Annotated in this window: 19 protein-coding genes; 6 read left to right on the top strand and 13 right to left on the bottom strand. The window is 71.2% G+C overall.

Annotated features, from left to right (window positions below; translation table 11 throughout):
- Positions 1-1051: tetratricopeptide repeat protein (locus ACYVIP_RS20695; protein WP_460398731.1), on the top strand; the 1051-nt coding region annotated here is incomplete at its 5' end.
- A 70-nt stretch (positions 1052-1121) separates the two neighbouring features.
- Here ACYVIP_RS20695 and ACYVIP_RS20690 read toward each other — a convergent pair.
- The 4 genes from ACYVIP_RS20690 to ACYVIP_RS20675 are packed head-to-tail and all read right to left on the bottom strand — an operon-like array spanning position 1122 to position 4522.
- Complete coding sequence (locus ACYVIP_RS20690) at positions 1122-1835, bottom strand: ABC transporter permease (RefSeq protein WP_460398729.1); 714 nt, start codon at positions 1833-1835, stop codon at positions 1122-1124.
- Positions 1832-2743 carry an ABC transporter ATP-binding protein gene (locus ACYVIP_RS20685; protein ID WP_460398727.1) on the bottom strand — a complete coding sequence of 304 codons (912 nt, stop codon included), beginning with the start codon at positions 2741-2743 and terminating at the stop codon, positions 1832-1834. Before ACYVIP_RS20685 ends, ACYVIP_RS20690 begins: the two co-directional genes overlap by 4 nt.
- Positions 2740-3603, bottom strand: a complete 864-nt coding sequence (locus ACYVIP_RS20680) for a hypothetical protein (protein ID WP_460398725.1) — start codon at positions 3601-3603, stop codon at positions 2740-2742. The genes ACYVIP_RS20685 and ACYVIP_RS20680 overlap by 4 nt, the downstream gene beginning before the upstream one ends.
- Entirely contained in the window at positions 3596-4522 is a 927-nt protein-coding gene (locus ACYVIP_RS20675; protein WP_460398723.1) for an ABC transporter ATP-binding protein, read from the bottom strand. The genes ACYVIP_RS20680 and ACYVIP_RS20675 overlap by 8 nt, the downstream gene beginning before the upstream one ends.
- 96 nt (positions 4523-4618) lie before the next feature.
- On the opposite strand from ACYVIP_RS20675, the gene ACYVIP_RS20670 reads away from it, so the two are divergent.
- Together ACYVIP_RS20670 and ACYVIP_RS20665 are read left to right on the top strand one after the other, a co-directional pair.
- A complete protein-coding gene (locus ACYVIP_RS20670) occupies positions 4619-5479 on the top strand; it encodes an LLM class F420-dependent oxidoreductase (RefSeq protein ID WP_460398721.1) in 861 nt (286 codons plus the stop codon).
- Between the two features lie 39 nt (positions 5480-5518).
- The gene (locus ACYVIP_RS20665) at positions 5519-6385 is read left to right on the top strand and encodes an LLM class F420-dependent oxidoreductase (RefSeq protein WP_460398719.1); all 867 of its coding nucleotides are present in this window, start codon (positions 5519-5521) and stop codon (positions 6383-6385) included.
- Positions 6386-6452: 67 nt separating this feature from the next.
- Here the strand turns inward: ACYVIP_RS20665 and ACYVIP_RS20660 are convergent, their stop codons facing one another.
- Both ACYVIP_RS20660 and ACYVIP_RS20655 read right to left on the bottom strand, forming a co-directional pair.
- Positions 6453-7142 (bottom strand): SDR family NAD(P)-dependent oxidoreductase, encoded by a 690-nt coding sequence (locus ACYVIP_RS20660; RefSeq protein ID WP_460398717.1) that lies wholly within the window; start codon positions 7140-7142, stop codon positions 6453-6455.
- Positions 7143-7916, bottom strand: a complete 774-nt coding sequence (locus ACYVIP_RS20655) for a tyrosine-protein phosphatase (protein WP_460398715.1) — start codon at positions 7914-7916, stop codon at positions 7143-7145.
- A gap of 113 nt (positions 7917-8029) precedes the next feature.
- Here ACYVIP_RS20655 and ACYVIP_RS20650 point away from each other — a divergent pair, with 113 nt between their 5' ends.
- Genes ACYVIP_RS20650 through ACYVIP_RS20640 form a run of 3 tightly spaced genes read left to right on the top strand, consistent with a single transcriptional unit; the run spans position 8030 to position 10721 of the window.
- The gene (locus ACYVIP_RS20650) at positions 8030-9208 is read left to right on the top strand and encodes an MFS transporter (RefSeq protein WP_460398713.1); all 1179 of its coding nucleotides are present in this window, start codon (positions 8030-8032) and stop codon (positions 9206-9208) included.
- An 11-nt stretch (positions 9209-9219) separates the two neighbouring features.
- Positions 9220-10005, top strand: coding sequence for an NAD-dependent epimerase/dehydratase family protein (locus ACYVIP_RS20645; protein ID WP_460398711.1), 786 nt, complete (start codon positions 9220-9222; stop codon positions 10003-10005).
- Positions 10002-10721, top strand: coding sequence for a sugar phosphate isomerase/epimerase family protein (locus tag ACYVIP_RS20640; protein WP_460398708.1), 720 nt, complete (start codon positions 10002-10004; stop codon positions 10719-10721). Before ACYVIP_RS20645 ends, ACYVIP_RS20640 begins: the two co-directional genes overlap by 4 nt.
- Positions 10722-10747: 26 nt before the next feature.
- On the opposite strand, the gene ACYVIP_RS20635 is transcribed toward ACYVIP_RS20640, so the two are convergent.
- Genes ACYVIP_RS20635 through ACYVIP_RS20605 form a run of 7 tightly spaced genes read right to left on the bottom strand, consistent with a single transcriptional unit; the run spans position 10748 to position 17761 of the window.
- Positions 10748-11860: a 5-methyltetrahydropteroyltriglutamate--homocysteine S-methyltransferase gene (locus ACYVIP_RS20635; RefSeq protein WP_460398706.1), complete on the bottom strand. Its 1113-nt coding sequence runs from the start codon at positions 11858-11860 to the stop codon at positions 10748-10750.
- Positions 11857-13044, bottom strand: a complete 1188-nt coding sequence (locus ACYVIP_RS20630; RefSeq protein ID WP_460398704.1) for a 4-hydroxybenzoate 3-monooxygenase — start codon at positions 13042-13044, stop codon at positions 11857-11859. The genes ACYVIP_RS20635 and ACYVIP_RS20630 overlap by 4 nt, the downstream gene beginning before the upstream one ends.
- Positions 13044-14501, bottom strand: a complete 1458-nt coding sequence (locus ACYVIP_RS20625; protein ID WP_460398702.1) for an aldehyde dehydrogenase family protein — start codon at positions 14499-14501, stop codon at positions 13044-13046. Before ACYVIP_RS20625 ends, ACYVIP_RS20630 begins: the two co-directional genes overlap by 1 nt.
- On the bottom strand, positions 14498-15277 hold the full coding sequence (locus ACYVIP_RS20620) for an ABC transporter ATP-binding protein (protein ID WP_460398700.1): 780 nt from the start codon (positions 15275-15277) through the stop codon (positions 14498-14500). The genes ACYVIP_RS20625 and ACYVIP_RS20620 overlap by 4 nt, the downstream gene beginning before the upstream one ends.
- On the bottom strand, positions 15277-16053 hold the full coding sequence (locus ACYVIP_RS20615) for an ABC transporter permease (RefSeq protein WP_460398698.1): 777 nt from the start codon (positions 16051-16053) through the stop codon (positions 15277-15279). Before ACYVIP_RS20615 ends, ACYVIP_RS20620 begins: the two co-directional genes overlap by 1 nt.
- Positions 16050-16814 (bottom strand): ABC transporter permease, encoded by a 765-nt coding sequence (locus ACYVIP_RS20610; protein ID WP_460398696.1) that lies wholly within the window; start codon positions 16812-16814, stop codon positions 16050-16052. Before ACYVIP_RS20610 ends, ACYVIP_RS20615 begins: the two co-directional genes overlap by 4 nt.
- Positions 16811-17761 (bottom strand): ABC transporter substrate-binding protein, encoded by a 951-nt coding sequence (locus ACYVIP_RS20605; RefSeq protein WP_460398694.1) that lies wholly within the window; start codon positions 17759-17761, stop codon positions 16811-16813. The genes ACYVIP_RS20610 and ACYVIP_RS20605 overlap by 4 nt, the downstream gene beginning before the upstream one ends.
- Positions 17762-17924: the final 163 nt, after the last annotated feature.

Raw genomic sequence — 17924 nt, 5'->3', positions numbered from 1 at the left:
CGCCGAGCACCAGGCCGGCGGCCAGGCCCTGCTCGCCCGCTGGCGCGCGGCCGCCGATCCCCGGGGCGCCGCGCTGGTCTCGGCCGCGGTGGACTGCCGCCGGGCCGGCTACCTGAGCCCGCTGCCGGTCGCGCTGCTGGAGGAGGTGCACGAGCACTACCTGCCAGCGGAGTCCGCCGAGGAGTCCCCAGCGGAGTCCCCAGCGGAGTCCACTGCGGACGCCTGGGCGTGGGCGACCGCGCGGGACCCGTCGGCGCTGCTGGAGCGCACCGGCGACACGGTGACCGTGTTCGACTACCTGGTCGACCACGCGCAGCGCACCCACCCGTTCGACCACGTGCCGGACGCCGTACTGCGCACCGCGATGCGCCACGCCGCGAGTGCCGAGGCCAGGTCGATGGGCTACGCGGCGGCCAAGGCCGGGCGCTACGAGCTGGCGCTGGAGATGCACGCCAGCACGCTGGACGGCACCGCCGACGTGCGGGAGAACCTCAACCGCCGCAACAGCTACGCGGTCACCCTGGCCCACCTCGGCCGGTTCGAGGACGCGCTGGACACCCACCGGATGGTGCTCGCCGCCCGCGGTCAGGTGCTCGGCCAGGAGCATCCGGACACGCTGGTCAGCCGGACCAACGTGGGCAACGCGCTCAACGCGCTCGGCCGGTTCGAGGCGGCGCTGGCCGAGCACCGGGGCGTGCTGTCGATCCGGTCGCGCCTGTTCGGCCGGGAACATCCGGACACGCTGACCAGCCGGGACAACGTGGCGATGGTGCTGAACAACCTCGGCCGGCAGGACGAGGCGCTGGCCACCAGCCGGGAGGAGCTGGCGGCGTGTGTCCGGGTGCTCGGCGCCGACCACCCGGACACGCTGATCAGCCGGCACAACCTGGCCGCGGTGCTGATGGGCATGGGCCGGTTCCGCGAGGCCGCCACCGAGCTGCGCGACGTGCTGTCCGCCCGCCGTCAGGTCCTCGGCCCCACCCACCCCGAGACCCTCACCAGCCGAGCCGACCTGATCGCCGTCCTCCTGGAGAACGCCCGCTACGGCTAGGCGCGGCTGACGCCCTGAATGGGGCATTCGGGACGGTGAGCGTCCCCAATGCCCCATTCAGGGCATGCGGTCAGTTCGCTTCGCCGGTGAGGGCGAAGGAGCGCAGGCGCGCGGTGGCGCCCCAGGTGCCGACCACGACGAAGATCGCGGCGATGATCATCGCGGTGGGCAGTGCGACGGTGTCGTTGAGCATGTCCGACTGCGCGACCGCGTTGGCGAAGGTGGTCGCGTGCTGCTGGACGCTGAACACCTTCGCCCCGTCGACGAAGCCGACCACCAGGTTCTCCCACAGCATGATGTAGACCAGCCCGACGGCCACCGGGCGCTTGGTGATCAGGCTCAGCGCCAGGAACAACGCGGTGTAGGTCAACGAGCCGAGCAGCGCCCCGGCCGCCAGGCCGATCGCCAGCTGGCCGGAACCCGCGATCAGCGCCGAGATGGCCAACGGCATCCCGGTGGCGATCGTGGTCACCAGCCACGCCACACACAGCTTGGACATGACGATCTCGCTGCGCGGCAACGGTTTGGTCAGCAGGTGGGTGATCGTGCCGTCGTCGATCTCCAGGCCGAGCACGCTGCTGCCGACGATCAGCGCGGTCAGCGGGAGGATCACCGCGAGCCCGAGCCCGCCGAACACCAGCGGGCCCCAGTTCTCCGGCTGCGCGCCGGTGGACACCGCGATCAGCGTCAGGCCGATCAGCACCAACGGCATCGGCAGCAGCATCAGCACCCGGCGCCTGCCGAGCAGCGCCCGCGTGGTCAGACCCATGATTGTCGTGTTCATGTCGCCACCAGGTAGGAGAAGACCTTCTCGAGGGATTCGTCGGCCGGCATGATGCTCGTCAGCCGGATGTCGGACGCCTTGGCGAGTTTCGCCAGCGCCCTGGTGAACGTGCCGTAGTCGCTCGCGTGCACCTGTAGCGCACCGTCTGCCATGGACACACCGGCGACCGACTCCTGTCCGATGAGGACTGTCGCGAGTCGACGGTCGTCGGAGGAGGCGATGGTGAACACGTGTGGCCGGGTGGTCATCAGCCGGCGGATGTGCCGGTAGTCGCCGGAGGCGGCCAGCCGGCCGGACACGATCACCTGCACGGTGCCCGAAAGCTGCTCGACCTCCTCCAGGATGTGCGAGCTGAACAGGATCGTGCGGCCCTCGTCGGCCATCCGGTGCAGCAGCTCCATCATGTGCATGCGCTGCCGGGGATCCATGCCGTTGAACGGCTCGTCCAGCAGCAGCACCTTGGGGTCGTGTACCAGAGCCGCGGCGACCCGGGCACGCTGGCGCATTCCCTTGGAGTAGGTGGAGATCTCCCGGTCCTGTGCGGACTCCAGCTCCACGATGCCGAGCACCCTGGCGGTCGCGGCCGCCGGGTCGGGCAGCTTGTGCAGCCTGGCCGACGCGAGCACGAACTCCCGCGCGGTCAGGAATCCCGGCACGCTCTCCCGCTCGGTGACCAGGCCGAGGTTGCGGTACATCTGCGGGTTGCGCCACGCCGACTGGCCGGCGACGGTGACCGTGCCCTGCGACGGCGCGAGCAGGCCCGCCATCAGGTGCAGCACCGTCGTCTTGCCCGCGCCGTTGGGGCCGAGCAAGCCGGTCAGTCCCGGTGCGATGGTCAGGGTCACGTCGTTGACCGCCACCACGTTGCCGTACCAGCGCGATACCGCGGTCAGCTCCACCGCTGTCATTGCTTCACCTTCCGATACCGCCACACGGTGCACGCCGTGCCGAGTCCGATGATCACGAGTGCGCCCGCGCCGTAGACCGGGCCGTAGGGGCCGACGTCGAAGATGCCGCCGTCGAACAGCCACCGGTCGACGCCGTTGAGCAGGCTGACCGGGTCGAGCAGCCCGGCGAGCTGGCGGCCGGCGCCCTCGCCGAGTGCCTGCAGCACGCCGCTGACCGGCGCGGTCAGCAGCGTCACGCCGATGATCATGCCGGTGGCGAACACCCGCCTGCCGGTCAGCGAGGCGAACGGCAGCGCGATCGCGGCCAGCACCGCGGCGTGGATGGCCGCGGCCAGCAGGCCCTGGAGCAGCCCGCCGAGCTCGCTGAACACCCCGGCGATGCCGTTGTCGGTGCTGAAGGCCATGCCGACGAACAGCACCAGCATCGGCCCGCCGAGCATCACGAACGTGGCCGCGGCCAGCGCGGCGAGCTTGGTCAGCGCGTAGTCGGCGCGGGTGATCGGCCGGGACAGGTACAGCGAGAGCAGGTTGGTGCGCAGGTCGACCGACACCAGCTCGGGCGCCACCACCGCGACGAACACGGTCGCGGCGTAGGTGAACGTGGACGCCATGCCGACGTAGTCGATCACCTCGACCGGCAGTTGGGTGTTGACCACCACCAGGATCAGCGCGGCGATCGAGGCCGCGGCCAGCAGCCCGATCGGCAGCAGCTTGGCCCAGATGCTGCGGCCGATGCCGTACCCGCTGCGCACGCTCTGGACGAACAGGGACCGCGCCGAGTAGCCCCGGCCGAGGCGGGCGCCGTTGTAGCGCTGGTAGCCGATGTCATGGATGACACCGGCGGCGCTGTTGTCAGACATGGGTCGCCTCCGCGGTCGGCAGGTCCCGGAACAGGTCGGCCACCTGGTGGCGGTGGCGCTCCAGCCGGTGCAGCGACAGGTCGAGATCGGCGACCGCGTCGCGGATCAGGTCGTAGGTCGCGTCCGGGTCCTCGCCCATGCGCACCAGCAGCGCCCGCTCGCTCTCGCGCACGTCCAGGCCGGCGCGGGTGAGCAGCTCGGCCAGGTCGGTCCGGTCCTCGTCGATCTCGACCATCAGCAGGTCGCTGTGCTGGGTCATGGCCGACAGCGTCGCCGAGCGCAGCAGCCTGCCGGCGTCGATGGCGACCAGCGAGGTGCAGATCCGCTCGATCTCGCCGAGCAGGTGCGAGCAGACCACCACGGAGATGCCGAACTCGGTGCCGATGCGGTGCACCAGGTCGAGCATGGCCCGCCGGCCCTCCGGGTCAAGGCCGTTGGTCGGCTCGTCCAGCAGCAGCAGCTCCGGGTCGTGCACCAGTGCCTGGGCGAGTTTGACCCGCTGTTTCATGCCGGTGGAATAGCCGCCGATGCGCCGGTAGCGCTCCTCGTAGAGCCCGACGTGGCGCAGGGTCTCCGAGGCGCGCTCCCTGGCCACCGCCGCCGGCAGACCGCTGACTCTGGCCATGTGGGTCACGAACTCGGCCGCGATCTGGTCTGGCGGCAGGCAGTCGTGCTCTGGCATGTAGCCGACGCGGGCGCGTACCGCCTCGGCGTCGGCGATCGGATCCAGCCCGAGGACCCTGATCGTGCCGCCGGTCGGCGCGAGCAGACCGAGCGCGAGTTTGATCAGGGTGCTCTTGCCGGCGCCGTTCACCCCGACCAGGCCGACGACCCCGGGCTCGATCGCCACGGTCAGGTCGGCCAGCGCGGTGACGCTGTCGTATCGCTTCTCGAGCGAATTCGTCTCGATGAGGACCACACCGCAGACACTATGGGCCCGGTGTTGGCCAGGACATCCGGCCCGATCCCTGAAAATCCCCCTTAGGGGCATCAGGGTCGTGGCAGGGTTGGTGACATGCGGATCAGCCTGAACGTGACCGATTACTCCTGGTCGGGCGACACCGGGCGGCGGCTGGCCGAGGTGGCGCGGGCGGCCGACGACGCCGGGATCGACACCGTGTGGGTGTCTGACCACCTGCTTCAGGCCGATCCGACGTCCTCGGTCGAGGCGGCGATGCTCGAGGGGTACACGACCCTGGGGTTCCTGGCGGCGGCGACCTCGCGGGTGCGGCTGGGCACGATGGTCACCGCGGCGACCTACCGGGCGCCCGGGCTGCTGGTCAAGGCGGTCACCACGCTGGACGTGCTGTCGGCCGGGCGGGCATGGCTCGGCATCGGCGCCGGGTATCACGAGGTGGAGGCCGCGGCCTACGGCCTCGACCTGCCGGCGTCCAAGCGGGAGCGGTTCGAGCGGCTGGCGGAGACACTGCGGCTGGCGTTGCGGATGTGGGCCGGCGACGAGGACGCCTTCGTCGGGGAGCACCATCAGTTGGCGCGGCCGATGAACCACCCCAACTCGGTGCGCCGGCCGCACCCGCCGGTGCTGGTCGGCGGCATGGGGGAGAAGCGGACGCTGCGGCTGGTGGCCGAGTACGCCGACGCGTGCAACCTGCCCGACATCCCCGACGGCGGCCAGACCGTGCGGCACAAGCTGGCCGTGCTGGCCGAACACTGCGCCGAGGTCGGCCGGCCGTTCGCGGACATCGACAAGACGTTGAGCACCCGGTGGCTGCCATCGGAGTCGGCCGCCGACTTCGCCCGCCGGTGCGCGGACTATGCCGACTGGGGGATCGGGCACGTCGTGTTGATCACCACCGGGCCGTGGGAGCCGGCGGCGGTCGCGAAGCTGGCCGAGGTAACCGGGCTGCCGGCGTAACTTGAGCTGGAGTGTGCTCCAGGATCTAGGCTGCCGAACGTGCACCTTGGAATTCATCTTGTGCAGTTCCGTTTTCCCGATGGCGCAGCCGGTATCGCGCCCGAGTTGGCCAGAGTGGGGGCCGCGGTCGAGTCCGCCGGGGTGACCCACCTTTCGGTGATGGACCACTATTTCCAGATGGACCGGCTCCGGCCGGCGACCGATCCGATGCTGGAGGGCTACACGGCGTTGGGATTCCTGGCCGCCCACACGTCGACCGCGACGCTGGGCGTGCTGGTCACCGGCGTGACCTACCGGCATCCCGGCCTGCTGGCCAAGATCGTGTCCACAGTGGACGTCCTGTCCGGCGGTCGCGGCGAGCTGGGCATCGGCGCCGCCTGGTACGAGCGCGAGCACCTCGGGCTCGGCGTGCCGTATCCCCCGGTGGCCGAGCGGTTCGAGCGGCTGGAGGAGACGCTGCTCGTGTGCCGGCAGATGTGGGACCCGGACAACGAGGGCCCCTTCGCCGGCAAGCACTACCAGCTGGCGGAGACCATCTGCCGGCCGCTGCCGATCAGCAAGCCGCCGGTGCTCATCGGCGGTGGTGGCGAGCGCAAGACGCTGCGCCTGGTGGCCAAGTACGCCGACGCGTGCAACCTGTTCGCCTCCACGCCGGCCGGGGTCGCGCACAAGGTGGACGTGCTGCGCCGCCACTGCGACGACGTCGGTCGCGACGAGTCCACGATCCACAAGACGATCATGGTGAGCGCGCTGCCGACCGACGCCGACGTGTTCGCCCGCGAGATGACCGAGTACGCCGAGCTCGGCTTCGGCACGGTGATGCTGGTGCCGCCGTCGGACGCGCCGGCCGCCTGGATCGACCGGCTCGGCGCCCCGATCGTCACCCGCCTGGCTGAACTGCCCTGAATGCCCCATTCGGGACGGTGAACGTCGCCAATGCCTCATTCAGGGCATCGCGGCCTGAGTCGTAGTGCTAGGCCCGGTCGACGGGGATGTGCCCGCCGCTGATCGGCAAGCTGTCGGTGCCGGCCAGGAACAGGACCGTGCGGGCGATGTCGGCCGGGTCGACCCAGTCCTTGCGGTCCGAGTCCGGCATCGCCTCCCGGTTGGCCGGGGTGTCTATCACGCCGGGGAGCACGGCGTTCGCGCGCACGCCCGCGTCGGCGTACTCCACGTTCAGCGCGTCGACCAGGGCGAGCACGGCGGCCTTCGCGGCGACATAGCCGGCCGCGCCGGAGAACGGGCGGGTGGCGGCCCGGCTGGACATGCACACGATCGACCCGCCGCCCGCCTTCATCAGGTAGGGCAGGGTGGCGTGGCAGGTCAGGTAGGTCGCCCGCAGGTTGAGCAGCAGCTGGCTCTCGAACTCGTCGATCGGGGTCTCGTGCACCCGCCCGCCCGCGGCGAAGCCGCCGACCAGATTGATCACCGCGCGCAGCGGCGCGTCCTCGTTGGACCCGGCGGCCGACGCGCACTCCAGCGCGGACTGCTCGTCGAACAGGTCGGCGCGGACCAGCTTGAGGCGCGGGTGCTTGGGCATCCGCGCCAGCTCCTGCTCAACCACCCACGGCACGATCACCCGCCAGCCCGCGTCGAGGAAGGCGACGGTCACCGCGGTGCCCAATCCGCCGGTGCCACCGGTCACCAGCGCGGACCTTGCCATTCAGACCTCCAGGAGCTTGTCGCGCAGCCGCTGCACATCCTGCGCGTGGAAACCGTGTTCGGCCAGCCAGCCGAGGACGCCGCCGTGATCTTCGTCGAGCCGGGCGAGCAGGTCGGTCATCGCGGCCGCCCTCGGCCGATGCTCGTCGGCCGGCAGGCGATCGATGTCCTCGGCGTAGGTCGGCGAGGCGCGCAGCCTCGCGAGGATCGCCTCGATGCGCTCGCCGGTGGCCAGGTAGTCGGCGATCACCTCGGCCCTCGGGACACCGGCCACGGTCAGCGCCAGCGCGATGAGCACGCCGGTACGGTCCTTGCCGGCCGCGCAGTGCACCAGCGCGGCGCCCGGCGCGCCGGCGATCGACCGCAGCGCCTCGACGATGCTGTCCGGCCGGTTGTCCAGATAGCCGAGGTAGAACGCCAGCAGCGGGTCGGCCGGGGGCTGGGCGGTGTCGCGCTGGCGGCGCACGGCGAGCGCGTCGGCCGCCACGTCGGTCATGCCGTCGCTCTCGGGCACGACCGACAGGTGCACGTGCCGCACGGTGTTGACCCTGCTGAGTGGCCCAGGCCCCTCGGCGGTGTGCTCGTGGACGCTGCGCAGGTCGATCACCGTGGTCACGCCGACATCGTCGACCAGCCGAGTGATGTCGGCGGGGGACAGGTCCTGCAGGTTGTCCGACCGGATCAACCGGCCGAACCGGATCGGGCACGGCCCGTCGGTGGGCAGGCCGCCGAGATCGCGAACGTTCACCGCGTTGTCCAGCTGGATCCAGGCCACGTGGTCATCTCATCAGATCGGATGATCGCTCACACAGGTGGGAAGGTCGGATGGGCGTTACGGGGTGTTTGCTGGGCGACGCCGACCTGTGACAACGTGGCCGGGTGACGGTCGTGAGGTCTGCTAAGGAACGGGGGATCGGCCGGCGGGTGCTGCTGGTCGTGGGGTTCCTGTTGATCGCCGGGAACCTGCGGGCCGCGCTGACCTCGGTCGGTCCGGTGCTGGAGACCATCCGGGCCGACCTCGGGCTCAGCGCCGGTGCGGCCGGGTTCATCGGCACCCTGCCGCTGTTGACCTTCGCGGCGATGTCACCGCAGGTGCCCCGGCTGGCCCGCCGGTTCGGGGTCGACCAGCTGCTCTGGGTGGCCATGCTGCTGCTGGCCGGCGGGATCGTGCTGCGGTCGGTGCCGGTGGCCGGGCTGCTGTGGGTCGGCACGGTGCTGCTCGGCGTCGCCATCGCGATCGGCAACGTGTTGCTGCCCAGTATGATCAAACGGGACTTTCCGGACCGGATCGGCACGGTGACCGGCGTCTACACCGCGGTGATCGGGGTCATCGGGTCCACGGCGGCCGGGATCGCGGTGCCGCTGGCGGGCGTGCTGCCCGGCGGCTGGCGCACCTCGCTGGGCATCTGGGCGGGCTTCGCGCTGGTCGCGCTCGCCGTGTGGACCCCGCAGCTGCGCCGGCACACCCGGCCGGAGCCGGAGACGGTCAAGCCGCGCGCGCCATGGCGCTCGGCGCTGGCCTGGGAGGTCTCGGCCTTCATGGCGTTGTCGGCCTGCGGCTTCTACACCATGCTGGCCTGGTTCCCGGCCATCGTGCAGAGCACCGGGGAGAGCGCGGAGTACGCCGGGTGGCTGTTGTTCGTCTACCAGATCGTCGGCGTGCTGATGAGCATCCTGGTGCCGCCGCTGCTGACGCGGCTGCCCGACCAGCGGTTGGTCGCGGCTGGCGGCTCGATCCTCGCGTTGGCCGGCTATCTCGGACTGCTGGTGGTGCCCGGGCTCGCGCTCGTGTGGGCACTGGTCATCGGGGTCGGCGCGGGTACGCTGTTCTTCCTCGCGCTCGCGTTCTTCAGCCTGCGCGCGGCCGATCCCCGGTCATCGGCGTCGCTGTCGGGGATGGGGCAGGCGCTCGGGTACCTGTTCGCGGCGATCGGCCCGGTGGCCATCGGCGCGTTGCACGACGCGACCGGTGGTTGGCGGGTGCCGCTGGCGGTGCTCGCCGGGGTCGCCGCGGTGCACACTGTGGTCGGGTTGCGTGCCGGCAGGAACGCGCACGTCCAGGTCTGAGAGGAGTGGCGATGCGCCTGCTCGTGATCGGCGGCTGTGGGACGGTGGGATCCATGGTGCTGCCACATCTGGCCACCACGCACCGGATCCGGGTGCTCGACCTCGCCGCGCTGGCCGCCCCGGTGTCCGAAGTGGAGTATCACACCGGCGACCTGCACGACGTCGACCTGGTCGCCACGCTGGCCGCCGGAACGGACTCCCTGGTCTTCATGGCCATGGGCCCGAAGGTCAACAACTGGCACAGCGCGACCAACGCGCGCGGGCACCTGGACGTGGCTGTACCGGGGCTGTACTCGACGTTGACCGGGGTGCACCAGGCCGGGGTGCGGCACGTGGTCTACACCAGCAGCATGTCCGTCTACCCGTTCCCGCTCGGCGGCGGCAACCCGGCGCCCGGCGAGGACATCGTCGTGTCCACAGCGGACGGACCGCTCGGCCGCTACCCGGACGACTCGACCCCGCCGGACGCCACCGACTTCTACGGCCTGGCCAAGCGGCTGGCCGAGGAGGTCTGCCGTTCGGCGACGGTCGCCGTCGGCATGGACGTGGTGTCCCTTCGCCTGTGCTACCCGGTCCCGGACGACGCCTGGCCGCGCGCGGGCGATCCGATGCGGCGGGTGATGTCGACCTCCGCGCGCGACGTCGCGCGGGCGATCGACGCCGCACTTTCCCGCCGGGGACACGGTTTCGACTGCTACTCGATCAGCGGCGACGGCGCCGAGCGGACGATGAGCCTGGCCAAGGCCAAGCAGGAGCTCGGCTGGGCGCCGCTGGACGACACCTCGGCGATCCGGTGAGCCCGGTGCCCGGGCTGGTGTCGGTGACCTTCCGGCAGCTGTCGGTCCCCGAGATCGTCGCGCTGGTCGCCGCGGCGGGGCTGCGCGCGGTCGAGTGGGGTGGCGACGTGCACGTCCAGGACCGGGCGGCGGCCAGGGAGACGGCCGCGCGCTGTGCGGACGCGGGGATCGAGGTCGCCGCGTTCGGGTCGTACTACCGCGCGGGCGCCGGTGCGCCGTTCGACGACTGGTTGGCCACCGCGGTGGCCCTCGGCGCGCCTCGGATCCGGATCTGGGCCGGGGAGCTCGGGTCCGCGCGGGAGCCGGACCGGCGCGGCGTGGTCGCGGACATCGCGCGGGTGGCGGCGCTCGCCGCGACCGAGGGCGTGACGATCTGCTTGGAGTACCACGCGAACACACTGACCGACACCCTGGAGTCCACTGTGGACCTGCTGGCCGAGGTGCCGGCGGTGCGGCCGTACTGGCAGCCGCCGATCGGGGTGTCGGCGGCCGACGCGCTGACCCAGGCGCGCACGCTGGCGCCGGTGACCGCGCACGTGTTCGCCTGGTCGGACACCGGCGCGCGGCTGCCCCTGGCCGCCGGCGAGCCGTTGTGGACCCCCGTTCTGTCCACTATGGAGGACGGGTACGCGCTGCTGGAGTTCGTGCGGGACGACGATCCGGCGGCGTTCGCCGAGGACGCCGCGACGCTGCTCGGCTGGCTCGGTCAGGGCTGAGCCCGGCGATCAGGAGGGGCCCGCGGTCAGCCCCAGACCTCCGCCGCCACCTCGACGATCAGCGCCAGCTTGGCGACCTGCTCGTCGTAGGTGAGCGTGTTGCCCTCGACCGTGGAGGAGAACCCGCACTGCGGGGACAGGCACAACTGCTCCAGCGGCACGTACTTGGCCGCCTCGTCGATCCGCCGCTTGAGGTCCTCCTTGGACTCCAGCTCGCCGCGCTTGGTGGTCACCAGGCCCAGCACGACCATCTTCCCCGGCGGCACGAACCGCAGCGGCGCGAACGAGCCGGAGCGCGGATCGTCGTACTCCAGGAAGAAACCGTCCACCGCCAGCTCGGAGAACAGCGCCTCCGCCACGAAGTCGTAGCCCCCTTCGGCCGCCCAGGACGAGCGGAAGTTCCCGCGGCACATGTGGGTGGTCACCCGCAGACCGTCCGGCCGCCCGGCGAGCGCGGTGTTGATCTGCCTGATGTAGCGCAGGTGCTGGTGGTCGGCGTCGTCACCGCGGGCCGCGAGCTGGGCGCGCTGGTTGGGGTCGTTGAGGTAGGCCAGGCTGGTGTCGTCGAGCTGCAGGTACCGGCAGCCGAGCTTGGCGACGGCGGCCACCTGCTGGGCGTAGGCCTGGGACAGGTCGGCCCAGAACAGCTCCTCGTCGGGGTACACGGCCGGGTCGAGCGCGGCCGGGCCGCCCCGGTAGTGCACCATGCTCGGCGACGGGATGGTCAGCTTGGGGGTGACCGCCTCGCCAGCTACCCCGTGCAGGAACGAGAAGTCGTCGGCGAACACGGTGTCGGTCAGCCGCACCGGACCGTCCACATGCAACGCCGCGCTGGTGAACTCCAGTACGCCGTCCGCGTTCTCGAACCGGACCTTGATCGACTCGTCGGACGAGCTGATGCCGCCGAGCCGGTAGATGAAGTCCATGTGCCAGGACGTCCGCCGGAACTCGCCGTCGGTCGCCGAGCGCAGGCCGACGTTGTGCTGCATGGCGACCACGTCGCGGATCGCCACGTCCTCGGCGGCGCGCAGCTCCTCGGCGGAGATCCGCCCGGCCGCCCGGTCCGCCCGCGCGGTCAGCAGAGCGGGCGGGCGCAGCAGGCTACCGACGTGGTCGGCTCGAAACGGTGGGATGGTCATCGGACTCCTTCCGGGAACGGCAGGCCGACGTAGTTCTCCGCGAAGGAGGCGGCGGCCGCACGCGAACTGGTCAGGTAACGCAGCTGGGCCAGCTGCAGGCGACGGGTGAACGGATCATCTTCCGGCGAGCGGTGCAGCATCGAGGTCATCCACCACGAGAAGTGCTGTACCCGCCAGACCCGCGCCAGACACGTCGCCGAGTAGGCGTCCAGGCCGGACTCGTCGCCGTCGGCGTAGTAGCCGGCCAACGCCGTCGCCAGCACCGCGACGTCGACCACCGCCAGGTTCAGGCCCTTGGCACCGGTCGCCGGCACGATGTGCGCCGCGTCGCCGGCGAGGAACAGCCTGCCGTGGCGCATCGGCTCGACCACGAAGCTGCGCAGCGCGGCGACCGCCTTGTCCACGATCGGGCCGGCGCGCAGGTCGAACCCGGTGGTGCGGCCAAGCCTGGCGCCCAGTTCGGTCCACACGCGACTGTCCGGCCAGTCGGCGATGTCCTCGTCCGGGGCGACCTGGAGGTAGAGCCTGGTCACCGTGGGGGAGCGCATGCTGTGCAGCGCGAAGCCGCGCTCGTGTGACGCGTAGATCAGCTCCTCGGCCGACGGCGGCACCTCGGCCAGCACCCCGAGCCACGCGTACGGGTACCCGTGCTCGAACTCGGTCAGCGCGCCGGCCGGCACACTCTGGCGGCTCACCCCGTGGAAACCGTCGCAGCCGGCGACGAAGTCACACCGCAGCTCGACCTCGTGTCCATTGTGGATATAACGGACGACCGGCGAGTCGGTGAGCCCGTTGACCGCCACCACGGGCGCGTCGAACAGCAGCGGCTCCCCGGTCGCCAGCCGGGCGGCGACCAGATCCCGGACCAGCTCGTGCTGGCCGTAGATGGTCAGCTCCCGGCCGGACAGCTCGGTGAGCGGGATCCGGTGCCCGACCCCGTCGAGCAGCAGCTCGACCCCGTGGTGGATCAGCCGTTCCCGGTGCAGCCGCTCGGCGAGCCCGACCCTGGTCAGCAGCTCGACGCTGCCCTGTTCGAGCACTCCGGCCCGGATCCGCCGCTCGATGTGCTCGCGGGACTGCCGTTCCAGCACCACCGAGTCGATGCCCCGCAGGTGCAGCAGGTGCGCGAGCAGCAGCCCGGCCGGGCCGGCGCCGATGATGGCCACCCGCGTGCGCGCGGTCATCAGAACGGGTACTCCGGGATGTCGGCACGCACGGTGATCCACCGCGAGTCGGTGAACGCGTCGATGTTCGCCGCGCCGCCGAACCTGGCGCCGGTGCCCGAGTCGAGCACGCCGCCGAACGGCGCGACGGCCTCGTCGTTCACCGTCTGGTCGTTGATGTGCGCGATGCCGGTCGGGATCCGCTCGGCCAGCGCGAGCCCGCGCATCGCGTCCCCGGTCAGGATCGACAGCGACAGCCCGTAGGCGCTGTCCGCCGCGAGCGCGACCGCCTCGTCGACCGAGGAGAACCGCACGACCGGCGCGACCGGGCCGAAGACCTCGTTGGCGTAGGCCGGCATGTCCGGCGTGACGTCGTCGAGCACGGTCGGCCGGTAGAACAGCTCCTCATAGGACCCACCGGCGACCAGTCGGGCGCCGGCGTCCACAGTGGAGGTGACCAGGCCGTGGACCTTGTCCCGCTGGCCGGCGTCGATCAGCGGGCCGAGCGCGACCTGGTCGACCGTCGGGTCGCCAACCGGCAGCGCCTTCGCGTGCGCGGCCAACGCCTCCACATAGGACGACGCGATCCGCTCGTGCACCAGGTGCCGGCCGGTGGTCATACAGATCTGTCCCTGGTGCAGATAGGAACCCCAGGCGGCGGCGGACACCGCGCGGTCGACGTCCACGTCGTCCAGCACCACCAGCGCCGAGTTGCCGCCGAGTTCGAGGTGCACCCGCTTGAGATGTCTGGCGGCCAGTTCGGCCACCGCGCGCCCGGTCGCGCTCGACCCGGTGAACGACACCACCCGCACCTGCGGCGCCTCGACCAGCGCGGCGCCGGCGTCCGCGCCGCCGGGTAACACGTGCAGCACGCCGGCCGGCAGCCCGGCCTCGGCCAGCAGCGCGGCGATCGCGAACCCGCCGCTGACCGGGGTGCGCTGGTCGGGTTTGAGCACCACCGCGTTGCCAAGCGCCAGCGCGGGCGCCACCGAGCGGATCGACAGGATCAGCGGCACGTTGAACGGCGAGATCACCCCGACCACCCCGACCGGCACCCGGCGCAGCATCGACAACCGGGGCTGGGTGGTGGCCAGCAGCTCACCCGGCGGCCGGGACGCGAGTGCCGCCGCCTCGTAACACTCCTGTGCGGCCACGTCGACGGCGAACGCGGCGAGTCCCGGCACCGCACCGGTCTCCCGGATCACCCAGCCGCGTAACTCCTCGGCGTGCTGCTCGATCAGCGCGCCCGCGCGGCGCAGCACCCCGGCCCGGTCGGCATAGCTCGCCGCGGCCCACTCCCGTTGCGCGGTCGCCGCGGCGACCGCGGCCCGGTCGACGTCGGTGGCGTCGGCCAGCCCGGTGGTGCCGAGCCGCTCGCCGGTCGCGGGGGCGAGAATCGGGTTACTGCCACCGTGTGCGGTGACCCATCCTCCACTGTAGACATTTCCGGCGAAGGCACTCGGATCGATGACGGTCACTGCGTCTTCCCTTCCAGCTTGGCCTTCTGGATCTGGGCGTACACCAGGCCGCGCAGCTCGGCGAACCGCGGATCGCCCCGGGTGGTCAGCTGGTCGCGCTCGGCCGGCAGGTCGATCGGCAGGTCCTGCGCGACCCTGGTCGGCGAGGACGTCAGCATGATCACCCGCTGGCTGAGGTAGACGGCCTCGTCGATGTCGTGGGTGACGAACACCAACGTCATGCCGAACCGCCGCCACACGTCCCGGATCAGGTCCTCGAGATCCGCGCGGGTCTGCGCGTCGACCGCGGCGAACGGCTCGTCCAGCAACAGAACCCGTGGCTGGTAGGCGATCGCGCGGGCGATCGCCACCCGCTGCTGCATGCCGCCGGACAGCTGCCACGGGTAGGCGCGGTGCGCGTCGGCGAGCCCGACCGCGTCCAGCGCCTCACCGACCAACTCCCGCCGCGCCGCCTTGGCGATCCCGGCCGCCCGCAACGGCAGGTCGACGTTGTCCGCGACCCGCAGCCACGGGAACAGGCTGCGGCCGTACTCCTGGAACACCACGGCGAGTCCGTCCGGCGGCCCGGTCACCGGCGCTCCGGACAGCGTCACCGTGCCCGAGGTCGGCGCCAGCAACCCGGCACAGCACCGCAGCAACGTCGTTTTGCCGCAACCGGACGGGCCGACCACGCAGACGAAGCTGCCGCCGTCGACCTCGAAGGTGAGGCCGCCGATCGCCTCGACCCGCCGCCCGCTGCTGTCATACACCTTGCGCAGCTCGTTGACCGCCAGCATCACCGCTCCCTCGGTACGGTCCGGCTGCCGTGGTACCAGCCGAGCACCCTGCGCTCCACGATCCGGAACAGCAGCGAGAGCAGCACACCGAGCAGTCCCAACAGGATCACCCCGCTCCACATCTGCGGGATCTTGAAGCCGTCCTTGAACTGGATCACCGTGTAGCCGAGTCCACTGCTGGCCGCGAACATCTCGCTGATCACCATCAGGATGATGCCGATCGACAGCGCCTGCCGCGCCCCGGTGACGATCTGCGGGCTGGCCGAGCGGATCATCAGGTGCCACCAGCGCAACCCGCCGCGGATGCGGTACGTGGCACAGGTGTCGGCGAGCACGCCGTCCACCGCGCGCACGCCGTCGACGGTGTTCAGCAGCACCGGCCACAGACAACCGGAGATGATCACCAACACCTTCATGGTGTCGCCGATGCCGGTGACCAGCATGAGGATCGGCACCAGTACCGGCGGTGGGATCGCGCGCAGGAACTCGAGCAGCGGCTCGGTCAGCAGACGCAGTGTCCGGTTCGCGCCGATCAGCAGACCGAGTCCGACGCCGAGCACCAGCGCGGCGGCGTAGCCGATGCCCAGGCGCGCGAGGCTGGGCAGCACGTCGTCGACCAGCCGCGCGGAGAACCAGGTCTGCGGGAACACCTCGACGATCCGCGACAGCGGCGGGAAGTAGAAGTCGGTGCTGCCGGCGCTGGCGAACCACCACCCAGCCACCAACAGCACAGGCAGCGCAAGTGCATACCCGACGCGCCCCAACACCTTGATCATGCCGGTGCCTCCGTCCGCATCGACGGATGCCAGTGCAGCACGCGGCGTTCGGCCGCCCGGGTGGCCAGGTTCGCGAGTACGCCGAGGAGTCCGGTGACCACGGTCAGCGCGTACATGGCGGGCACCGCGCCGGAGGTGCGTGCGGTCGCGATCTCCTGGCCGATGCCGGGGGAGCCGATCACCAGCTCGCCGGTGATGGTCAGGATCAGCGCTACCGTGGCCGCGAGCCGCACTCCGGTGACGACGTAGGGCAGTGCCGTGGGCCACACCAGGTAGCGCACGCGGGCGACGCGGCCGAGGCCGTAGGAGCGGGCGGTGTCCCGGGCGACCGGGTCGACGTCGGCGACCCCGTGCATGACCTGGATGAGCACCTGCCAGAACGCGGCGTAGACGACGAGGACCAGCGTCGAGGTGATGGTGGAGCCGTAGAGCACCACCACGAGCGGAATCAGCGCCACCGACGGGATCGGGCGGAGGAACTCGATCGTCGAGGACGTCGCCCGGCGCACCATCGGGACCGTGCCGAGTGCGATGCCGGTCAGCACGCCGAGGGCGACCGCGATCAGCAGTCCGAGCAACCACGTGCCGAGCGTGTCGAGCAGGGCCGACCAGAACCGTTGCTCGCCGGCCTGTTCGGCGAGCTTGGCCAGGATCGTGCTGGTCGGCGGGGCGTAGCGATCGGACACCAGGCCGACCCGGGGTGCCAGCTCCAGCAGTACGCCGAAGCCGAGCAACCCGGCCACGCCAAGGACAATCCTCACGGCAGTAACGAGTCCACATCGGCGGGTTCGGTGAGCAGGCCGTCCTCAAGCGCGAGGTCGGCCAGTGCCGCGACGGACTCCCGGTTGACCTCGGCGGGCCACTTCGGGAGCGTGACCTGGTCGATCACCTCGGGCGCGATCTCGGTGTAGGTGCCGATGACGGCCCGCGCCTCGTCCGGGTGAGCGTCGGCATAGGACAGTGACTCCCGCATCGCCTCGGTGAACCGCTTGGCGAGGTCCGGGTTCTCGGCGAGCAGCTGCTGGGAGGTGAAGTAGGCGGCCACGGTCAGGTCCGGCGCCGCGTCGACATAGCTGGAGGCGATCTTGCGGCCGCCCTCGGCGAGCACCGCCTGCTGGAAGGGCTCGACCACGAACACCGCGTCCACCTGACCGGAGGCCAGCGCGGCCGGCTGCTCGGGGAAGGGCAGCGCGGTGAACTCGACCTTCGTCGGGTCGCCGCCGGCCTTGCGCACCGACTGGCGGACGCTGGTGTCGACGATGTTCTGCAGGGTGTTCGCGGCCACCGTCCGGCCCTCGAGGTCGGCGGCTGTCCTAATCGGACTGTCCGCCTTGACCATCAGCGCGGCGAAGTCCTCGCCGTCGACGCCGGTGGAGTTGTTGCCGTTGCTCACCACCTTGACCGGGAGGCCCTCGGAGTGCGCGAGCAGCAGCGAGACCACGTTGCTGAAGCCGAACTCGTACTGCTCGGAGACCACCGCGGGCACGATCGCCGCGCCGCCCTCGGCGAGTTCGAGCGTGACGTCGATGTCGCGCTCGGCGAAGAACCCCTTCTCCACGCCGAGATAGATCGGCGCGACGTCGAGGATCGGGATCACGCCGACGGTGACCTGGTCGGGCTCTCCGGGAGTGGTCGGTTCGTCCGCGCCGCACGCGGCCGCGGCGAGCAGGGTCGGGGCCAGCAGGAAGGCGGCGAGGCGTCGGCGCATCGGCGGACTCCATCTCAGGATGCCAACATCGTTGTTCGGAGATCGCACGCTCGTTCTCTGGGAGAACGTAGATGCGCGTGCCGAGGGCGTCAACCGTTGACCCGGTGAGCGGCGGTGCCTATCGTCCGACAGGAGAACAGTCGTTCGTCATGCGAACGGGAGA

It is taken from the genome of Actinophytocola sediminis (genome assembly GCF_054779715.1).
The sequence above is the reverse complement of the archived record's forward strand: the minus strand, read 5'-3'. Positions and strand labels throughout refer to the sequence as shown.